At 70.1% G+C, this 17,877-nt stretch carries 17 protein-coding genes; 14 read left to right on the top strand and 3 right to left on the bottom strand.

Annotated features, from left to right (window positions below; genetic code table 11):
* Positions 1-88: 88 nt before the first annotated feature.
* Together ACSQ2F_RS03755 and ACSQ2F_RS03750 are read left to right on the top strand one after the other, a co-directional pair.
* The gene (locus ACSQ2F_RS03755; RefSeq protein ID WP_436019914.1) at positions 89-1,585 is read left to right on the top strand and encodes a PQQ-dependent sugar dehydrogenase; all 1,497 of its coding nucleotides are present in this window, start codon (positions 89-91) and stop codon (positions 1,583-1,585) included.
* 16 nt (positions 1,586-1,601) lie between these two features.
* Positions 1,602-2,129: a 3'-5' exonuclease gene (locus ACSQ2F_RS03750; protein ID WP_436019912.1), complete on the top strand. Its 528-nt coding sequence runs from the start codon at positions 1,602-1,604 to the stop codon at positions 2,127-2,129.
* An 84-nt stretch (positions 2,130-2,213) separates the two neighbouring features.
* Here the strand turns inward: ACSQ2F_RS03750 and ACSQ2F_RS03745 are convergent, their stop codons facing one another.
* The gene (locus ACSQ2F_RS03745; protein WP_436019910.1) at positions 2,214-4,058 is read right to left on the bottom strand and encodes a serine/threonine protein kinase; all 1,845 of its coding nucleotides are present in this window, start codon (positions 4,056-4,058) and stop codon (positions 2,214-2,216) included.
* 113 nt (positions 4,059-4,171) lie between these two features.
* Here ACSQ2F_RS03745 and ACSQ2F_RS03740 point away from each other — a divergent pair, with 113 nt between their 5' ends.
* The gene (locus ACSQ2F_RS03740; protein WP_436019908.1) at positions 4,172-4,495 is read left to right on the top strand and encodes a pyrimidine/purine nucleoside phosphorylase; all 324 of its coding nucleotides are present in this window, start codon (positions 4,172-4,174) and stop codon (positions 4,493-4,495) included.
* A gap of 455 nt (positions 4,496-4,950) precedes the next feature.
* On the opposite strand, the gene murB is transcribed toward ACSQ2F_RS03740, so the two are convergent.
* Entirely contained in the window at positions 4,951-5,967 is a 1,017-nt protein-coding gene (murB, locus tag ACSQ2F_RS03735; RefSeq protein ID WP_436019906.1) for a UDP-N-acetylmuramate dehydrogenase, read from the bottom strand.
* 39 nt (positions 5,968-6,006) lie between these two features.
* On the opposite strand from murB, the gene ACSQ2F_RS03730 reads away from it, so the two are divergent.
* From ACSQ2F_RS03730 to ACSQ2F_RS03690, 9 genes are all read left to right on the top strand, one after another.
* Positions 6,007-6,495 (top strand): YajQ family cyclic di-GMP-binding protein, encoded by a 489-nt coding sequence (locus ACSQ2F_RS03730; RefSeq protein ID WP_436019904.1) that lies wholly within the window; start codon positions 6,007-6,009, stop codon positions 6,493-6,495.
* 3 nt (positions 6,496-6,498) lie between these two features.
* On the top strand, positions 6,499-7,140 hold the full coding sequence (locus tag ACSQ2F_RS03725) for a retropepsin-like aspartic protease family protein (protein WP_436019902.1): 642 nt from the start codon (positions 6,499-6,501) through the stop codon (positions 7,138-7,140).
* 35 nt (positions 7,141-7,175) lie between these two features.
* Positions 7,176-10,091: a monovalent cation/H+ antiporter subunit A gene (locus ACSQ2F_RS03720; protein WP_436019900.1), complete on the top strand. Its 2,916-nt coding sequence runs from the start codon at positions 7,176-7,178 to the stop codon at positions 10,089-10,091.
* Positions 10,091-10,435 (top strand): Na+/H+ antiporter subunit C, encoded by a 345-nt coding sequence (locus ACSQ2F_RS03715; RefSeq protein ID WP_436019898.1) that lies wholly within the window; start codon positions 10,091-10,093, stop codon positions 10,433-10,435. Before ACSQ2F_RS03720 ends, ACSQ2F_RS03715 begins: the two co-directional genes overlap by 1 nt.
* Positions 10,432-12,138 (top strand): monovalent cation/H+ antiporter subunit D, encoded by a 1,707-nt coding sequence (locus ACSQ2F_RS03710; protein WP_436019896.1) that lies wholly within the window; start codon positions 10,432-10,434, stop codon positions 12,136-12,138. The genes ACSQ2F_RS03715 and ACSQ2F_RS03710 overlap by 4 nt, the downstream gene beginning before the upstream one ends.
* On the top strand, positions 12,135-12,632 hold the full coding sequence (locus tag ACSQ2F_RS03705) for a Na+/H+ antiporter subunit E (RefSeq protein ID WP_436019894.1): 498 nt from the start codon (positions 12,135-12,137) through the stop codon (positions 12,630-12,632). The genes ACSQ2F_RS03710 and ACSQ2F_RS03705 overlap by 4 nt, the downstream gene beginning before the upstream one ends.
* Entirely contained in the window at positions 12,629-12,907 is a 279-nt protein-coding gene (locus ACSQ2F_RS03700; protein ID WP_436019892.1) for a K+/H+ antiporter subunit F, read from the top strand. Before ACSQ2F_RS03705 ends, ACSQ2F_RS03700 begins: the two co-directional genes overlap by 4 nt.
* Positions 12,904-13,242 carry a Na+/H+ antiporter subunit G gene (locus tag ACSQ2F_RS03695; RefSeq protein ID WP_436019890.1) on the top strand — a complete coding sequence of 113 codons (339 nt, stop codon included), beginning with the start codon at positions 12,904-12,906 and terminating at the stop codon, positions 13,240-13,242. Before ACSQ2F_RS03700 ends, ACSQ2F_RS03695 begins: the two co-directional genes overlap by 4 nt.
* 205 nt (positions 13,243-13,447) lie before the next feature.
* Positions 13,448-14,494: a hypothetical protein gene (locus ACSQ2F_RS03690; RefSeq protein WP_436019889.1), complete on the top strand. Its 1,047-nt coding sequence runs from the start codon at positions 13,448-13,450 to the stop codon at positions 14,492-14,494.
* 40 nt (positions 14,495-14,534) lie between these two features.
* On the opposite strand, the gene ACSQ2F_RS03685 is transcribed toward ACSQ2F_RS03690, so the two are convergent.
* Positions 14,535-15,749, bottom strand: a complete 1,215-nt coding sequence (locus tag ACSQ2F_RS03685; protein ID WP_436019887.1) for an MFS transporter — start codon at positions 15,747-15,749, stop codon at positions 14,535-14,537.
* 82 nt (positions 15,750-15,831) lie between these two features.
* Here ACSQ2F_RS03685 and ACSQ2F_RS03680 point away from each other — a divergent pair, with 82 nt between their 5' ends.
* Positions 15,832-17,142, top strand: coding sequence for an alpha/beta fold hydrolase (locus ACSQ2F_RS03680; RefSeq protein WP_436019885.1), 1,311 nt, complete (start codon positions 15,832-15,834; stop codon positions 17,140-17,142).
* 9 nt (positions 17,143-17,151) lie between these two features.
* Complete coding sequence (locus ACSQ2F_RS03675) at positions 17,152-17,847, top strand: pseudouridine synthase (protein WP_436019883.1); 696 nt, start codon at positions 17,152-17,154, stop codon at positions 17,845-17,847.
* Positions 17,848-17,877: the final 30 nt, after the last annotated feature.

The following is a 17,877-nucleotide window of genomic DNA, read 5'->3' as shown; positions in this document are numbered from 1 at the left end:
GCTTGCTCCGATCCTCGCCAACTGCTGGTTTCTGTGGCACAAAGGCAAGATACCAACACGCACGCGGCACGACCGCAGGGAGTTCTCAATGACCAGCCCATCACGCACCCGCCTGCTTGCCCTCTGGGCCAGCGCGGCCGTTGTCCTCTCCGCCTGTGGCGGCGGCTCGGACGGCATCCCGGCGCCGGTGCAATCGCCCCCGCCACCGGCGAGCGGTACGCCGCCGGGCGGGGTCGATGGCGGCGGGGGTGGTGGCAGCGACAAGGTGGTGCCCACCGCCACCCTGACCGCGCCCGCCGCCCTGGCCGACGACCTCACCGGCACGCTGCAGGTCACGGCGGACGCCACCGACAACATCGGCGTCGCCAGTGTCGAGTTCCAGGTCGACGGCATCACGGTCGGTTCGCCCGACACCGCGGCGCCCTACGCCGTCACCGTGAACACGGCCGACCATGCCGCCGGCCAGCATGTGGTGCGCGCGCGTTCCCGGGACGCGGCCGGCAACGTGTCGGCCTGGTCGGCGGCCACCGTGCGCTTCGGGGGAACGACGGCCGTTGCCAAGGGCTTCACCAAGACGGATGGCTGGGTCTCCGGTCTGACCTCCGCCACCGCCATGGCCCAGCTGCCGGACGGACGACTGTTGGTGGCCCAGCAGACCGGCCAGCTGCGGCTGGTGAAGAATGGGCAGCTCGTGCCCGGCCCCCTGGCCTCCTTCACGGTGGACCCGGCGGGCGAACGCGGCCTCATCGGCGTGGCCGTGCACCCCAAGTTCAGCGAGAACGGGTGGGTGTACGTGCACTACACCGCGGTGGACAACGGCGCGCATGGCCGCATCAGCCGCGTGACCATGATCGGCGACGCCGCCGCGGGGGAGGAAGTCCTCGTCGACCTGCCGGCGCTCCAGGCCGCGACCAATCACAACGGCGGCGCGATTCACTTCGGCCCGGGCGACAAGCTGTATGTCGCCGTGGGCGACAACGCGGACCGCACACAGGCCGGCGACCTCGACAAGGTGTTCGGCAAGATCCTGCGCTTCAACGACGACGGCAGCTACCCGGCCGACAACCCGTACCTGAACCGCCCGGGCCAGGCCAAGGCGGTGTGGGCCCGCGGCCTGCGCAATCCCTTCACCTTCGGCATCCAGCCGGGCACCGGCACGCTGTACATCAACGATGTGGGCGAGAACACCTGGGAAGAGATCAACATCGGCGCGAAGGGCGCGCACTACGGGTGGCCGGCCACCGAAGGCCCGACGGACGACACCAGCTACACCTCGCCGGTCTTCGCTTACAAGCAGACGGCGACGGTGCCGCCCGGCTCCGGACCCGGCGGCTTCTTCACCGGCCAGTCGATCGTCGGCGCGGCGTTCTACCCGGCCGGGGGGCCCTTTCCGGCCGCCTACCATGGTGGCTACTTCTTCGCTGACTACGTGAGCCGTTTTGTCGGCCGGCTCGACCCGGCCAACGGCCACGCCGCCTATTCGTTCGCCAGGCTGTCGCAAAACCCGGTGGACGTGCTGGCCGGCAACGACGGCGCGCTGTACGTGCTGGGCCGCGCGAGCATCACCCGCATCACCGCGCCCTGAACCCGGGAGGTCCTTCATGAGCGCCGTCGCCGATCTGCACGACACTGCCCGGCACACCCGGGCCGCGCCGGCGGTCATCGATGTCGAAGCCTCGGGCCTGGGCGGCCCGAGCTACCCCATCGAGATCGGCTTCGTGCTGGCCGATGGCAGCTCGTTCTGCACGCTCATCCGCCCGCCTCGGGACTGGACCCACTGGGACCCGGCCGCCGAGGCGGTGCACGGCCTGTCGCGCGAAACCCTGCAACGCCACGGCCGCAGCGTGGCCGACTCGGCGCGCCTGCTGAACGAGCGCCTCATCGGGCAGACGGTGTACTCCGACGCCTGGGGCTACGACTATCCCTGGATCGCCCGCCTCTTCGACGCGGCCGGCTTCCCGGCCGCGTTTCGCATCGAGAGCCTTCGGGCGCTGCTCAGCGATGACGAGGCGCGCCGCTGGCGGGCCAAGAAAGAGGAGATTCGCGCGCGTTGCTCGCTCGCGCGGCACCGGGCCAGCATTGACGCCTGGCTGCTGCAGCAGACCTGGCTGCAGCTGCAGGACGACTGACCGGCTCCGAGCGGCTGCGAGCGATGCTCTGCCATCGCCCCGCGACCCGCACCTGTCAGCGAACCAGGCTCGAATCCAACCGCGCTACCACTCCTGGTCGCGCCGCAGCTGAACGCACTGCGCGTGGTCCACCAGTGGCCCCTGGGTGCAGACGCGGTGCATGCAGGTGGACATGGAACCCGTCGACCGCGCATTGCACACGTCGCGCGGCGTGGGCGCGGCGGTGGCAACGGTTGCCGTCGGTGCCGGCGCCGTGCGCGGCTTGGGCCGCGGCGCCGGCGTGGCGGTCGGTGACACGGAGGGCGGAGACGGCACGGCGGCCGGGGTGGCCGAGGCGGCGCTCGCCGCCGACGCAGGCGCGCCGGTGCGTGACGCCGACGACCAGTCGGGCACGGCCACGGCAGGCGTGATGGCAGGTGCGGGTGGCGCGACCGGCAGGGTCGCTGGCGTGACCGCCGGTGCCGGGGCCACCGCCGCCGTGGGAGCCGGCGCGGCCAGGATCACGGGCACCGGTGCGGGCGCCGGTGCGGCTGCCGGAGCAGCGGCCTGCGCGGGCGCGGCCGCGAAGCGGTCCTTCAGCAACACGAAGCCGAGGCCCAGCACCAACACGACCACGGCGCCCAGTGCCATGAGCATGCCGGCCATGCCCTTGCCCCCCGCGGCGCCCCGCGCGTCTGACGCATCCGCTTCGAAGAGGGGCGGCAAGGCGCGCGAGTTGCGGGGCTTGGCCGGCGAGGGCGCCCCGGGGGCCGCGCTGTCGGCGGGCGCCGTGGCGGTGGACGCCGACGTCGGAGCGGCCGCGCGGGCCGCGGGCACCGTCTCGGCCTTCGCGCCCGCGACCGGGGCTTGTGCCGTTTCGGGATGGGTGACCACGGTCAGCTCGACGTCGACCGCCGAGCCCGCTCCCTGCTGCTCGGTGCGCGCCCAGTCCGCCGCCTGGGGCGACGGCCCGGCCTGGACCGTCGTCATGGCGTCGGGGGCCTGCGGCAGCGGCGGGTCGATCCGTCCGTCGAGGGCATCGCGGAAGGCCTGCACGTTCTGCGGACGCGTCTGCGGACTGACCGTGAGCGCCCAGTCGATGGCCTTGAGCACCTTGAGCGGCATGCTGCCGGTGTGCTCGCGGCCAAGCGTGGTGAGCGGCTTCAGGTCGTCGTGCACGGCCCGCGAGGCCGATGGCGTCGGCGGGCGCCCGGTCACCACGAAGTGCAGCACGGCGCCCAGGGCATAGAGGTCGGTCCACGGGCCCTGGCGCAGCTGGCCCACGTCGGCATACTGCTCGATGGGCGCGTAGCTCGGCTTGAGCACCGCGGTGAGCGATTGCGTGCGGTCGCCGATCACCGCGCGGGCGGCGCCGAAGTCGAGCAGCACCGGCGGGCCGTCGGGCAACAGCAGGATGTTGTCGGGTGCGATGTCCCGGTGGTACACGCTTTCCTTGTGCAGCACCTCCATCGCGCCCAGCAGCGGATCCACGAGCCCGCGCAACCACTGCTCGTCCGGCACCTGCAGCATGGCGCGCCGTTCGTCCTTCAGGGTGCGCCCCGGATAGAAGGGCATCGCCATGTAGGCCGTGCCGTTGGCCTCCCAGAACCGGTACACCTTGACCAGCGACGGGTGGTTGAAGCGGGCGAGCAGCTTGGCCTCGTTCACGAACGAGCGCAGGCCGATGTGGAAGGTGTCCTGGTGCAGGCTGGAGCGCAGCGAGACCTCGGTGCCGCGACCGCGCGCGGCCATGCTCGACGGCATGTACTCCTTGACCGCCACCATGCGGTCGAGCGCATGGTCCATGGCCAGGTACACGATGCCGAAGCCACCGATGCCCAGCACGCGCAGGATCTCGAACTCGGCCAGGCGCGTGCCCGCCGGCAGCGCATCGTGCTCGTCCTGGAGCGGGGCGCTGGCGCCGGTACTGAAGGTCGGGGGCGTGCTCATGCGCCGGCGCGGGGAAGGCAAGACATGGGGCGAGAGCTTATCGCAGCCCCCCGCGCGGCCGGCCCCCTCTTTCTGGTGTCTAGAATCGCGGGTTCCATCACGAGTTCACGCCCATGAGCACCACCCTCACGCAGAGCCTGGCCGGCACGGTCAGCACCAAGGCCAACGTCTACTTCGACGGCAAGTGCGTCTCGCACAGCATCGAGCTGGCCGACGGCACCAAGAAGAGCGTCGGCGTCATCCTGCCCGCCACGCTGAACTTCGGCACGGGCGCACCGGAAATCATGGAACTCATCGACGGCCACTGCCGCGTGAAGCTCAAGGGCGAGACCGACTGGACGGCGTACACCGGCGGCCAATCCTTCTCCGTTCCGGGCAATTCGTCGTTCGACATCGAAGTCACGTCGCCCCTGCACTACATCTGCCACTTCGGCTGATCCGCAGCGGTCTTCCACGGCGCGCGGTTGCTGCTCGATCGTGCTTGATCACAGGCGCAGGTGAGTTCATCGATGCGGTGTCTCTGCGGCGCCGCCGCGCCGGGTCTCGGCCCGGCAGCCGAGTAACTTTCTGGCGCGCCAGAAAGTCACCAAAGAACGCCTGAACACCAGCTTCAGCTTATTCGTATCGTTGGTAATGTGAAGGTCTTACGCGCGGTGAACGCCGAGGACTTGAGGAAGCCAGGACGTCTCTCCAGGTCTGCTTGATCAGTAGCTCTTGTGTGCGGCCGCTCAATCGCCAACACCGCCCCGCGCCGCACGAGCCGGCCCTCGTGCCAAGGCCGTGCCGCAGAGCCCAGCAAGCGAAGCGAAGCGCCGTTCAAGCCACACGCGAGTCCGGGTCCCCCGGACGACCCGTGGCGCCCCCTGGGGGCAGGAGCGAAGCGACTGGGGGGCTAATAGATTTCTGGTTCGGGCTGGAGCCGTATGCCGAAGCGGCCGTAGACGCTCTCCTGGATGGCGCGGGCGAGGGTCATGACCTCGCTGCCGGTGGCGCCGCCGCGGTTGACGAGGACGAGGGCCTGTTTTTCGTAGACGCCGGCGTGGCCGACGGTCTTGCCCTTCCAGCCGCAGGCGTCGATCATCCAGCCAGCGGCGAGCTTCATGGTGCCGTCGGGCATGGGGTAGTGCACGATCTCGGGGTCGCGGCCGATGATGTCGCGGCACTGTTCGGGCGTGACGACCGGGTTCTTGAAGAAGCTGCCGGCGTTGCCGAGCACGGCCGGGTCGGGCAGCTTGGCGCGGCGGATGGCGCAGATCCAGTCGAAGATCTGCCGGGCGTCAGGCGAACTCACCCGTTCCTCGGCCATCTTGCGTTCGAGTTCGAGGTAGCCGAGCACCGGTTGCCAGGGGCGCGGCAGGCGAAAGCGCACGCGGGTGATGACCACCCGGTTGGCGAGCGAGTGCTTGAAGACGCTGTCGCGGTAGCCAAAGGCGCAGATCTCCGGGCCGAGGGTGATGCTGCGGCCGGTGACGAGGTCCACGCCGTCGAGCGACTCGAAGCGGTCTTTCAGCTCCATGCCGTAGGCGCCGATGTTCTGCACCGGCGAGGCGCCCACGGTGCCGGGAATCAGCGCCAGGTTTTCCATGCCGGGCAGGCCCTGGTCGAGCGTCCAGGCGACGAGGTCGTGCCACGACTCCCCGGCGCCCGCCTCGACGATCCAGGCGTCAGGGCGCTCCTCCACCAGGCGGCGGCCGGGCACTTCCACCTTGAGCACCACCTGGGGCATGTCGCGGGTGAGCACGATGTTGCTGCCGCCGCCCAGGATGAACTTCGGCGCCCGCCCGAACACAGGGTGATCGACCACTTCGCGCACGCAGGCGTCGCTCGTGACGCGCACGAGCGTCTGGGCCACGGCGGGGAGACCGAAGCTGTTATAGGGTTTCAGGCTCACGCCGGACTCGATTTGCATGGCAGAATTTTCGCTGATTCAGTGAACCCGAGAAATTCAATGCCCAGCTTCGACGCCGTCCTCGACCCGAACCTCGTGGAAGTCCGCAACGCGGTCGACCAGACCGCCAAGGAAATCGGCACGCGCTTCGACTTCAAGGGCTCGTCGGCCCGGGTCGAGCTCAAGGAAAAGGAACTCACCGTCTTCGCCGACAGCGACTTCCAGATCAGCCAGGTGCTCGACATCCTGATCGCCAAGCTCACCAAGCGAAACGTCGACGTGCGCTTCATGGACCGCACGGCCAAGATCGAGAAGATCGGTGGCGACAAGGTCAAGCAGCTCATCACCGTCAAGAGCGGCATCGACTCCGACACCGCGAAGAAGATCCAGACCGTGGTGAAGGCCAGCAAGATCAAGGTGCAGGCGGCCATCCAGGGCGAAACGGTGCGCGTCACCGGCGCCAAGCGCGACGACCTGCAGGCCGCGATGGCCCTGATCCGCACCGAGGTGCCGGACGCCCCGCTGTCGTTCAACAACTTCCGGGACTGAACGGTGCGCCGCCTGCTGCCGGTCCTGGCCGCCCTGTTGTGGGCGGGCGCTGCCGTGGCCCAATCGGTTTCCATGAGCGGGAGCATGGGCTCCTCCAAGGCGCTCCTCATGATCGACGGCGCGCCACGCATGGTGGCGGTCGGCAGCACGGTCCAGGGGGTGCGCCTCATCAGCACCGGCCCGCACAGCTCGGTGGTCGAGATCGCGGGCAAGCGGGTGACTCTCGAACTGGGCGCGGCCCAGGTCGACCTGGCCGGCGCGGACAGCCCGGGCAATGGCAGTCGCATCGTCATGACGGCCGGCTACGGCGGCCACTTCATGAGCAACGGCACCATCAACGGCCGGGCCGTGCGTTTCATGGTGGACACCGGGGCCACCACCATCGCCATGAGTGAAAGCGAGGCCATCCGCCTCGGCCTCAAGTTCCAGGAGGGGCAGCGCGGCATGGTGGGCACGGCCAATGGCCGCGTGACGGTGTACGGGGTCAAGCTGAACACCGTGGGTGTCGGCGACGTCACGGTGACGAACGTCGAAGCCGTCGTCATGCCGTCCGACATGCCCTACATCCTGCTCGGCAACAGCTTCCTGTCGCGCTTCCAGATGACGCGGCACAACGACATCATGACGCTCGAGCGGCGCTACTGAGACCCGCCACACCGCGTCCTTAGAATACCGGGGCAATGCCCCTGGTCCTCCTCGTCCTCCTCCCCTTCGTCGGCAGCCTGCTTGCAGCGCTGTTGCCCACCAATGCGCGCAACCGCGAGTCCACCCTCGCCGCGCTGATCGCACTGGCCGGCGTCGTGCAGTTGGCGCTGCTGTATCCGCGCGTCGCGGCAGGCGAGGTGATCCGCCAGCAGATCGCCTGGCTGCCGGGGCTGGGGCTCGATCTGGTGTTCCGCGTGGACGGCTTCGCCTGGATGTTCGCCATGCTCGTGCAGGGCGTGGGCTTCTTAGTGGTGATCTACGCCCGGTACTACATGTCGCCGTCCGATCCGGTGCCGCGCTTCTTCGCCTTCTTCCTGGCCTTCATGGGCGCGATGACGGGCGTGGTGCTGTCGGGCAACCTGGTGCAGCTGGTGGTGTTCTGGGAGCTGACGAGCCTGTTCTCGTTCCTCCTCATCGGTTACTGGCATCACCGCACCGATGCCCGGCGAGGCGCGCGCATGGCGCTGGTTGTCACGGCCACCGGCGGCCTGTGCCTGCTGGTCGGCGTGCTGTTGATCGGCAGCATGGTGAGCAGCTACGACCTGGATGTCGTGCTCGCCTCCGGCGACCTGATCCGCCAGCACCCGATGTACAAGGTGGCGCTCGGGCTCGTGCTCATGGGCGCGCTGACCAAGAGCGCCCAGTTCCCCTTCCACTTCTGGCTGCCGCACGCCATGGCGGCGCCGACGCCCGTGTCGGCCTACCTGCACTCGGCGACGATGGTGAAGGCCGGGGTGTTCCTGCTGGCGCGGCTGTGGCCCGTGTTGTCGGGCACCGACGCCTGGTTCTGGACGGTCGGCGGGGCGGGCCTGTGCACGCTCCTGCTGGGCGCCTATGCCGCCATGTTCCAGAACGACCTGAAGGGCCTGCTGGCGTACTCGACGATCAGCCACCTCGGGCTCATCACCCTGCTGCTGGGCCTGAACAGCGAGGTGGCGGCGGTCGCGGCGGTGTTCCACATCATGAACCACGCCACCTTCAAGGCCTCGCTGTTCATGGCGGCCGGCATCGTCGACCACGAGACCGGCACGCGCGACATCCGGCGCCTGAACGGGCTCTTCAAGGCCATGCCCATCACCGGCACGCTGGCCATGGTCGCGGCGGCGGCGATGGCCGGTGTGCCGCTGCTCAACGGCTTCCTCTCCAAGGAGATGTTCTTCGCGGAGACCGTGTTCGTCACCTCGGCCCCGTGGGTGGAATTGCTGCTGCCGGCCGCAGCCACCCTCGCGGGGGTGTTCAGCGTGGCCTATTCGCTTCGGTTTACCTACGACGTGTTCTTCGGCCCGCTTGCCACCGACCTGCCGCACACGCCACACGAGCCGTCGCGCTGGATGCGCGTGCCGGTGGAACTGCTCGTGCTGGTCTGCCTGGTAGTCGGCATCGCCCCGGCCATTTCGGTGGGTCCCATCCTCGCGGCCGCGGCCCGGCCGGTGGTCGGCGGCACGCTGCCCACCTACAGCCTGTCCGTCTGGCACGGCTGGAATGCCCCCATGATGATGAGCCTCGTGGCGCTCGTCGGGGGCGCCGCCTTCTACCTTCTGCTGCGCAAGCAGTTGAAGCGCGGTCGGTTCCCCTCGCCTCCCGTGATCTACCGGCTCAACGGCAAGCGGCTCTTCGAGCGCATGTTGGTCGCGTTGAGCTGGCTCGGCCGGCGCGGGCTGCGCGTGCTGGGCACCACGCGCCTGCAGTCGCAGATGTTCCGCATGCTGACGGTGGTGGTGGTGTTCGCCATCGCGCCGCTCTGGGGCACGGTGCTCGACTGGGGCGACCGGCCCCGCATTCCCATGTCGCCCGTGTTCGCCGGCCTGTGGGCGATCGGCATCGTGTGCGCGCTGGGCGCGGCATGGCAGGCCAAGTACCACCGGCTCGCCGCGCTCACCCTGATGAGTGGCGCAGGCCTCGTGACCTGCATCACCTTCGTGTGGTTCTCCGCGCCGGACCTCGCCCTCACCCAGTTGACGGTGGAGGTGGTCACCACCGTGCTCATCCTGCTGGGCCTGCGCTGGCTGCCCAAGCGCATCGAGTCGAATGCACCGGAGCTGCGCACCGACCTGCGCGCCCGCGCCCGCCGTGCGCGCGACTTCACGCTGGCCGCGGTGGCCGGCATCGGCATGGCCACGCTTTCCTACGCGATGCTGACCCGCACGGCCCCGCAGAGCATCTCACCGTTCTTCCTGTCGCGCGCCTTGCCCGAAGGGGGCGGCACCAACGTGGTCAACGTGATGCTGGTGGACTTCCGCGGCACCGACACGCTGTTCGAGATCGTCGTGCTGGCGACCGTGGCCATGACGGTGTACGCCCTGCTGCGGCGGTTCCGCCCACCTCGCGAGAGCATCGGCCGTCCGACCCAGCAACGTGCCGTGCCGCGTGACCTGGACAGCGACCTGATCGCACCGCGCGACGGCATCCAGACGCCACAGGGATACCTGCTCGTGCCGGCCGTGCTGGTGCGCCTGCTGCTGCCGCTGTCGTGGGTGATCGCGCTGTACCTGTTCCTGCGCGGCCACAACGAACCGGGTGGCGGTTTCGTGGCCGGCCTGGTCGTCGCCATCGCGTTCATCGTGCAGTACATCGTGGCCGGCACCAACTGGGTCGAAGACCACATGCGGCTGCGCCCGCCCCGATGGATCGCCGTCGGCATGCTCTCCGCACTCTTCACCGGCGTGGGCGCCTGGTTCTTCGGCTACCCCTTCCTCACCACCCACACCGCCCACCTGCACCTGCCGCTCGTCGGCGACATCCACGTGGCGAGCGCGCTCTTCTTCGACATCGGCGTGTTCGCCACCGTGGTGGGCTCGACCCTGCTGATGCTGACCGCCATCGCTCACCAGTCGGTGCGCGGCCACCGGCAGCCGAAGGAAACCGTCAACCTGCCGAGCGGAGCCGCCTGATGGAAGAGATCATTGCCGTGGCCATCGGCGTGCTGGCCGCCTCCGGGGTGTGGCTGCTGCTGCGACCCCGCACCTTCCAGGTCATCATGGGCCTGTCGCTGCTGTCGTACGCCGTCAACCTGTTCATCTTCAGCATGGGCAGCCTGTCGATCGGCAACGAGCCCATCATCCGCGCGGGCCTGCCCGCCGATCTGGCGCACTACACCGATCCGATGCCGCAGGCGCTCGTGCTCACCGCCATCGTGATCGGCTTCGCCATGACGGCGCTCTTCCTCGTGGTGCTGCTCGCGTCGCGCGGCTTCACCGACACCGACCACGTCGATGGCGACGGAGGGCACGGATGACGGCCGACGTCCTGGGCCAGGCCACCCCGGGCCTCTGGCCCCACCTCATCGTGCTGCCCGTGCTGCTGCCGCTGCTCACCGCGGCGGTGATGCTGCTGCTGGGCGAGAAGCGCCGCCCGCTGAAGGCCCTGGTCAACGTCGGCTCGACCCTCGCCGGCCTGGTCGTCTCGGTGATGCTGCTGCGTTGGGTGCACCTGGGGGACGTGCCCGGCGTGGTGGGCGTGTACCTGCCGGGCAACTGGGACGTGCCGTACGGCATCGTCCTTGCCGTGGACCGCCTGAGCGCGCTGATGCTCGTGCTGACCGGCGTGGTGGGCCTCGGCTCGCTGCTCTTTTCACTGGCCCGCTGGGACCGGGCCGGAGTCCACTTCCACCCCTTGTTCCAGCTGCAGTTGCTCGGTCTCTACGGTGCATTTCTCACCGCCGACCTGTTCAACCTCTTCGTGTTCTTCGAGCTCATGCTCTCCGCCTCGTACGGGCTGATGCTGCACGGCTCGGGGCGGGCGCGGGTCAGCGCCGGCCTGCACTATGTGGCGATCAACCTGGTGGCCTCGTCGTTCTTTCTCGTGGGCGCGGCCATGATCTACGGCGTCACCGGCACCTTGAACTTCGCCGACCTCGCGGTGAAGATCCCGCACATCCCGCTCGGCGAACGCGGCCTGCTGCACACCGGCGCCGCCATCCTTGCCACCGCGTTCCTGGCCAAGGCCGCCATGTGGCCGATGAACGCCTGGCTGGAGCCCGCCTATTCGGCCGCCAGCGCGCCGGTGGCCGGCCTTTTCGCCATCATGACGAAGGTCGGCATCTACGCGGTGCTGCGCTTGTCCACCTTGCTGTTCTCCGACCAGGCGGGCGCCTCGGTGCAGTTCGGCGGCCCGTGGCTGCTGGCGGGCGGGCTCGCCACCATCGCCTTCGGCTCCATGGGCATGCTGGGCGCCAAGCGGCTCGGGCGGCTGGCGAGCTTCAGCGTGCTGATCTCGTCAGGCACCATCCTGGCCGCCATCGCCTTTGGTCAGGCCGCGCTCACGGGCGCGGCGCTCTACTACCTGGTCAGCTCGACCCTTGCCGTCAGCGCCCTCTTCCTGCTGGCCGAACTCATCGAGCGCTCGCGCGTCGCGGCCGGAGACCGCCCGGAGGGCGACACCATCCCCGGCCCCCTCGACGAGACCGAGTCTGCCTTCGAGGCGAATGCGCGCATGAACCTCGACGAGCAGGAGGAACTTCTCATCGGCCGCGCCATTCCGGCGGCCATGGCCTTCCTCGGCCTGAGCTTCATCGCCTGCACCCTGCTGTTGAGCGGCATGCCGCCGTTCTCCGGCTTCATCGGCAAGTTCGCGATGCTGACCGCCGTGCTGAGCCCGGCGGGCGGCGCCGGCCTGGGCGGCGTGTCGGCCTCAGGCTGGTGGCTCGTCGGACTCATGATCGGCTCGGGCCTCATCTCCATGATCGGCCTCACCCGCGCCGGCGTGCGGCACTTCTGGGCGCCCCAGGACCGGCCCGCGCCTCGCCTGCGGGTCATTGAGTGCCTGCCGATCGCCTTGCTGGTCATCGCCTGCGGCGGTCTGGTGGTGAAAGGTGACGCGGCCGTTCGATACGGGCGGGCGACCGCCGAGGCGCTCGTCGCGCCCACCGCCTACATCGGCGCCGTGATGACCGCGCGACCCGTGCCCCCGCCGCCCAAGCCCGCGGAGGCCCGACCATGAAGTGGCTCGCCCGGGTGCTGCCGGCGCCCCTGCTCTCGTTCTCGGTGCTGCTGCTGTGGCTCGTGCTGAACGGCTCGCTGAGCGCCGGGCACTGGCTGATCGGCGTCGCCTTGGCGGTGCTGGTGCCGCTGGCCACCGCCTCGTTGCGGCCCGAGCCAGCCAGGGTGCGCGCGCCCCTCGTGCTGACCCGCCTCATCCTGCAGGTGGGCCGTGACGTGGTCGTCTCGAACGTGGACGTGGCCCGCGGCGTGCTGCGCGGACGCCGCCGGCCGCCCCGGGGGCGCTTCGTCCGCGTCCCGCTCGACCTGCGCGACCCGCACGGACTCGCTGCGCTGGCGATCATCATGTGCGTGATCCCCGGCACGGTGTGGTCCGAACTGTCCCTCGACCGCACGGCCCTGCTGCTGCACGTGTTCGACCTCGACGACGAGGCCCGTTTCGTCGAGCACCTGAAGCGCTGCTACGAGCGGCCCTTGATGGAGATCTTCGAATGAGCGGACTGCTTTACGGCGCGATCGTCTTCGCGCTCGTCTGCCTCGCCCTGGCGATGGCGCTGTCGATCACCCGGCTCTTTCGCGGGCCCTCCGCCCAGGACCGCGTGCTCGCCCTGGACACCCTCTACGTGTGCGGCATGCTGATGATGCTCGTGCTCGGCATCCGCTACGCCAGCGACGTCTTCTTCGAAGCGGCGCTGCTGGTGGCACTGTTCGGGTTCGTCGGGTCGGCCTCCATGGCCAAGTTCCTGCTGCGCGGCGAGGTGATCGAATGAGCACGGTGCCGATGTGGGCTCAGATCGTCGTCGCGGTGTTGATCGCGGCGGGCGGCCTGTTCGCGCTCGTCGCCGCCTGGGGGCTGGCGCGCCTGCCCGACTTCTTCCTGCGGATGCACGCCCCCTCGCTCGCCTACACGCTGGGCGCCTGGTGCATCGCCGGCGCCTCGGTGCTGTATTTCTCCATGCTGGGTGAACGACTGCCGGTCCGCGGCTGGCTCATCCCCGTCTTCCTCGCCATCACCGTGCCCATCACCACCTCGCTGCTCGCCCGCGCCGGACTCTTCCGCGCCCGCGAAGCCGGCCGCGAGGACGTGCCGCCGCCGCTGGGCTGACTCGCAAGCGCGCCGCCGTCACGCGCAGGAGCGAGCAAGCCCTCGCGGGGCCGCGTGAACGGCCCACGGGCCGCAGTGCCTCATCGGCCGCCTGTGCCGCGGCTCGTCTTCGCGCGGCCGAACACCCCTGCGCATGAGTGCGACGTACGGGGCGCCCGGTCCGATAGGCTGCGGACTACCGTCCAGCGAAAGAAAGGGAGCAGCCATGCACATCAATCGGCGGGCCGGCAGCCCGTCTTCATCTTCCGCGACAGCTGCCCCCGACCCCTCGCGCGCCACCTCCGCGGGACACGCGTCGTCCACTCCGGCTTCCGGCCGGGATCGCACCGCCCACTTGCCCGCGGGTCGAGGCGCCTCGGCAAGCACGTCCCGGCCGGCCGGTCGGCGGCTGCTGCCCAGCCAATCCGACATCCTGAACCGCCCCGCATCCCCGCTGGCCGTACCACCCGGATTCCCCGACACCGTGGAGCCGGCCGCCTGGGCCATCGCGCGGAACCTGCCGCCGGAGCATGCGAGGGAAATCCACCGCCTGGTTCACGAAGACGGGCTGGGGCACGTTCTGCTCGGGGATCGGGTGCCGCGCGTGTCGCCCCAGCCCGGAAGGTCGGCGATACGCCTGGAAGGCCACGCCCTCGACGCCACCCTGGCGCTGGGAGAGACGCAGGGATGGCGGCCCGGGCTGCGTCTCGTGTACTGCGAAGCGCGCGACGACCCCGAGCTGGGGTGGTTGCCCGCCACGGGCTTCCTTCTGAACGAGCGCGTGCTGCGCGAGGCCTGCGAGTGGCACCGAGACGTGATCGCCGCTCGCACCGGAGACGGTGTCTCCCACCCTGCCCATGCCGTGCTCGCCATGCTGGCACGCGGCGACGCCGCCCTGGACTGCGTGGTCGAATCCATCGTGCTTGGCTACGGCCGCAGCAGCGGGGAGCGCTTCGAACAGCATCTCTTCGCCGGCGGCGTGGCGGCCGACAGCGAGGCCATGAAGGTCTACATTGCAGCGCACAACCGTCGCATCGAGCAAGGCAAGCCGGACGCCGAAGTGCCGGCACCACGGGTCCCTGCCTTCGTCAAGGACGACTCGCCTGAAACTCGTGGATTGGTCGACAACTACCTGGCGCAGGGCGACGCGCTCCAGAACTACCTGCACCGCGCCTGCCTGCAGCTGCAGGCACGGGACTGCGGCGATGTGGACCTGGCAGTGACCGCCGCCATCGCCCAGGCGGCGTGCGTGCCACGGACGACGGCCGGTTGAGCGTGGGGCGGGCTTGTCGACGCTGCCCCGGCTTCCGGGGTCAGCCGGATCGGGCCGGCCGCCCGGCCAGCACGAACGCCGCCCAGGCCAGCAGGGCCACCAGCGCCAGCAGCAGGAGCAACTCCCGGTAGCCCGGCACGACCAGCAGCACCCAGGCACCGGCCAGCGGGCCGACCGCACGGGGCACCAGCGCCAGCACCGACAGCAGGCCGCTGATGCGCCCGACGTGCGCATGCCCGAAGTAGGTGGGCACGACGTGGCCGCGCACGATGGTGACGAGGCCGTTGGCGGCGCCGAACATCACGGCGAACACGAGCAAAGCCCACAACGAGCCGGCCAGCGCGAACAGCAGCAGCGACAAGGGCATGGCGGCGAAGACGGCGAGCCCCAGCACGCGTGGTGTCAGGCGACGGCCTGCGCCCAGGAAGGCCAGGCGGCCCAGCACCTGGGCGGGCCCGATCCACATCAGCACCGTGAGGGCGTCGGGCTCGGGCGTGCCCTTGGAGGCGAAGGCGGGCATCACATGCGCCCAGAAGGTGGCCGACACCACCGAGTACAGCATGAAGGTGGCCGCGAGCAACCAGAACGCCCGGTGTCGCAAGGCCTCATGCAGCGTCGCGTCGTCGGCTGCATCGGTGTGGCGTTCGCGGGGAGGTGCATCGGGCCCCTGCAAGGCCCAGGCGTTCAGCGGCGCGGCCACGAGCAGCAGCACGAGGCCGATAGCCACCAGCGCCACGCGCCAGCCGAAGGCGCCGATCAGCCACAGCGTGACCGGGAACGACAGCGTGCTCGCGAACCCGCCGACCAGCGTGAGCCAGGTGATGGCCGACCCGAAGCGGGTGGGAAAGCGCCGCGTGACCACGCTGAACGCCGGCTCGTAGAGCGTCATGGCCATGGCGACGCCGAGCAGCGCCCAGGCGAGGTAGAGCATCGGCAGCGACTGCACGCAGGCCCAGAGCAGGAATCCGAGGCCGGCGATCGCGGCGCCGCCCGCCATCACCCGCCGGCCATGACCGCGGTCGATCGCGGCGCCAGCCCCATAGCTCGCCGCACCCCACACGGCCAGCCCGAGCGTGAAGGCGCCCATCAGCGCGGGCTTGGACCAGCCCAGGCTGTCGCGCATCGGCAGCACGAAGGCCGAGAAGGTGTAGTAGAGCGCCGCCCAGCACAGCAACTGGGCCAGCGCGAGACAGGCCACCGTGGTGGCGAAGGAAGGGGACGAGCGCCCGGCCGGGGTCGCGGGAATGGCGGACATTCCGGGCATTCTCGACGCCCCGCTGCCGCCTGGCTGTCGCCCGAGGGTCAACCCGGCCGGTCCTTTGCGGGAAAATGACGCGGTGTCCACCTCCCTCCGCGCCTTGTCCGACTTCCCGCCCCTCGTCTTCGTGCACGGCAATGGCGACACCGCGGCGCTGTGGATCACCACCTGCTGGCGCTTCGAATCGAACGGCTGGCCCGCCGAGCGGCTGCACGCCATCGACCTGCCCTACCCGCTGGCCCGTGACGACGACCGGGTGGACCAGCCCGGTCGCAGCTCGAGTGCCGAGCACCGAGATTTCCTCGCCGCTGAAGTCGACCGTGTCCTGGCGACCACGGGCGCGTCCAAGGTGGCCCTGGTCGCCAACTCACGGGGCGGCTTGGCGGTGCGGAATTACCTGGCCCACGGCGGCGCGTCGAAGGTGTCGCATGCCATCCTGGGCGGCACGCCGAACCACGGCGTGTGGACCTCCCTCGATTACCTGCCCGGCAACGAGTTCAACGGTGCCGGCCCGCTGCTGTCGGTGCTGAACCGGCCCGGCCCGGACGGCCACGAGGTCACCCCAGGCGTCCGCTGGATGACCCTGCGCTCCGACGTCAACGACAAGTACTGCCAGCCGACCGGGGCATGGCTCGGCCTGCCCGAACTTCACACCGGCACGCGGCACGATGGTCCCGCGCTCCGCGGCGCCCTCGACGTCGTGCTGCCCGGCGTTGACCACCGCGAGACCTCGTTCGGTCCGGCCGCGTTCGCCCGAACCTGGGAGTTCCTGACCGGCGCCCCGCCCGCCACGCTGACCATCGCCGCCGAGGACCGCCCGCGTCTGGACGGCAAGGTCGCCGGGATGGGTGTCGACAACCGGCACGGCCGCGACCCGAGCAACCTTCCGCTGGTCGGGGCCCGCGTCTCGGTGTACGCGACGAATGCGCGCACCGGTGAACGCGAGGGCCCGCCGCTGCACGTTCGCACGGTGGGCGCTGACGGCCGCTGGGGTCCCTTCGATGCGCCCGCGGGCACACCGCTGGAGTTCGTGATCGAGGCGGAGGGTTACGCCGTCACCCACGTCTACCGCTCGCCCTTCCCCCGGTCCTCGTCGCTCGTGAACCTGCGGGCCGAGCGGCCGCTTCGCCCGCAAGCGGGTGTCCAGGCCCTCGTGACCCTGTCACGCCCACGCGGCTACTTCGACCGCCGGCGAGACACCATCGCGCTCGATGGCGCCAGTCCGCCCGCCGATGTACCGCCCGGCACGGCCGGCGTCTCCGCCTGCGTGGCCCGCGTTACCGACCGTCCACACCGTCCCGTGCCCGGCGAATTCAACGGCGAACGCATCACCGGCCTGGCCTGGCCGCTGGCCGACGGCCATGTCGTCACGCTCGAACTGCACCACTGAACCCGTGCCATGAAACTCTCCCAGCTTCTCTTCACCCAGGGCTTCGGCGCCCGCCGCGAATGCGAGGGCCTGATCGCTTCGGGCCACGTCACCGTGGCCGGCGCCCGGGTGGACGATCCTTTCGCCGATGTCGAGCCCGAAGGCCTGCAGTTCACCGTGCGCGGCGAGCCCTGGACGTACCACGAGCAGGCGCTGCTGGTGCTCAACAAGCCCAAGGGCGTCGAGTGCTCGCAGAAGCCCAAGCACCATCCGAGCGTGTACACGCTGCTGCCGCCGCCGCTGCGCCGCCGTGACGTGCAGAGCATCGGCCGCCTGGACGAGGACACCACCGGCCTGCTGCTGTTCACCGACGACGGCGCCCTCATCCACCGCCTCACCTCACCCAAGAAGCACGTGCCCAAGGTGTACGAGGTGACCTGCAAGCACCCCGTCACCCCGGAGCAGATCGAGCGCCTGCTGGAAGGCGTGAAGCTGGTGGACGACCCGGCGACGGTGCGGGCCGTGGCGTGCGAGCCGACCGGCGAGCTGAGCTTGCGGATGACGCTCGTGGACGGCAAGTACCACCAGGTCAAGCGCATGCTGGCCGCGGTGAGCAACCGGGTCGAAGGCCTGCACCGCAGCGGCTTCGGTGCGCTGGTGCTGCCGCCGGACCTCGCCCCCGGCCAGTGGCAGTGGCTGGACGGCCCCTCGGCCATCCTTGGCTGAACGGGCCCGACCGCCCCAGACGCAATAATC

Origin of the sequence: Rhizobacter sp. LjRoot28 (assembly GCF_964253025.1) — a bacterium.
Taxonomy (GTDB): Bacteria; Pseudomonadota; Gammaproteobacteria; order Burkholderiales; family Burkholderiaceae_C; genus Rhizobacter.
Note: the sequence above shows the minus strand (reverse complement) of the source record. Positions and strands in the feature narration are given on the sequence as shown.

Coding starts and splice junctions, on each gene's coding strand:
- ACSQ2F_RS03755 (WP_436019914.1), top strand. CDS start 89: ATGACCAGCCCATCACGCACCCGCCTGCTTGCCCTCTGGGCCAGCGCG.
- ACSQ2F_RS03750 (WP_436019912.1), top strand. CDS start 1,602: ATGAGCGCCGTCGCCGATCTGCACGACACTGCCCGGCACACCCGGGCC.
- ACSQ2F_RS03745 (WP_436019910.1), bottom strand. CDS start 4,058: ATGAGCACGCCCCCGACCTTCAGTACCGGCGCCAGCGCCCCGCTCCAG.
- ACSQ2F_RS03740 (WP_436019908.1), top strand. CDS start 4,172: ATGAGCACCACCCTCACGCAGAGCCTGGCCGGCACGGTCAGCACCAAG.
- murB (WP_436019906.1), bottom strand. CDS start 5,967: ATGCAAATCGAGTCCGGCGTGAGCCTGAAACCCTATAACAGCTTCGGT.
- ACSQ2F_RS03730 (WP_436019904.1), top strand. CDS start 6,007: ATGCCCAGCTTCGACGCCGTCCTCGACCCGAACCTCGTGGAAGTCCGC.
- ACSQ2F_RS03720 (WP_436019900.1), top strand. CDS start 7,176: ATGCCCCTGGTCCTCCTCGTCCTCCTCCCCTTCGTCGGCAGCCTGCTT.
- ACSQ2F_RS03715 (WP_436019898.1), top strand. CDS start 10,091: ATGGAAGAGATCATTGCCGTGGCCATCGGCGTGCTGGCCGCCTCCGGG.
- ACSQ2F_RS03710 (WP_436019896.1), top strand. CDS start 10,432: ATGACGGCCGACGTCCTGGGCCAGGCCACCCCGGGCCTCTGGCCCCAC.
- ACSQ2F_RS03705 (WP_436019894.1), top strand. CDS start 12,135: ATGAAGTGGCTCGCCCGGGTGCTGCCGGCGCCCCTGCTCTCGTTCTCG.
- ACSQ2F_RS03700 (WP_436019892.1), top strand. CDS start 12,629: ATGAGCGGACTGCTTTACGGCGCGATCGTCTTCGCGCTCGTCTGCCTC.
- ACSQ2F_RS03695 (WP_436019890.1), top strand. CDS start 12,904: ATGAGCACGGTGCCGATGTGGGCTCAGATCGTCGTCGCGGTGTTGATC.
- ACSQ2F_RS03690 (WP_436019889.1), top strand. CDS start 13,448: ATGCACATCAATCGGCGGGCCGGCAGCCCGTCTTCATCTTCCGCGACA.
- ACSQ2F_RS03685 (WP_436019887.1), bottom strand. CDS start 15,749: ATGTCCGCCATTCCCGCGACCCCGGCCGGGCGCTCGTCCCCTTCCTTC.
- ACSQ2F_RS03675 (WP_436019883.1), top strand. CDS start 17,152: ATGAAACTCTCCCAGCTTCTCTTCACCCAGGGCTTCGGCGCCCGCCGC.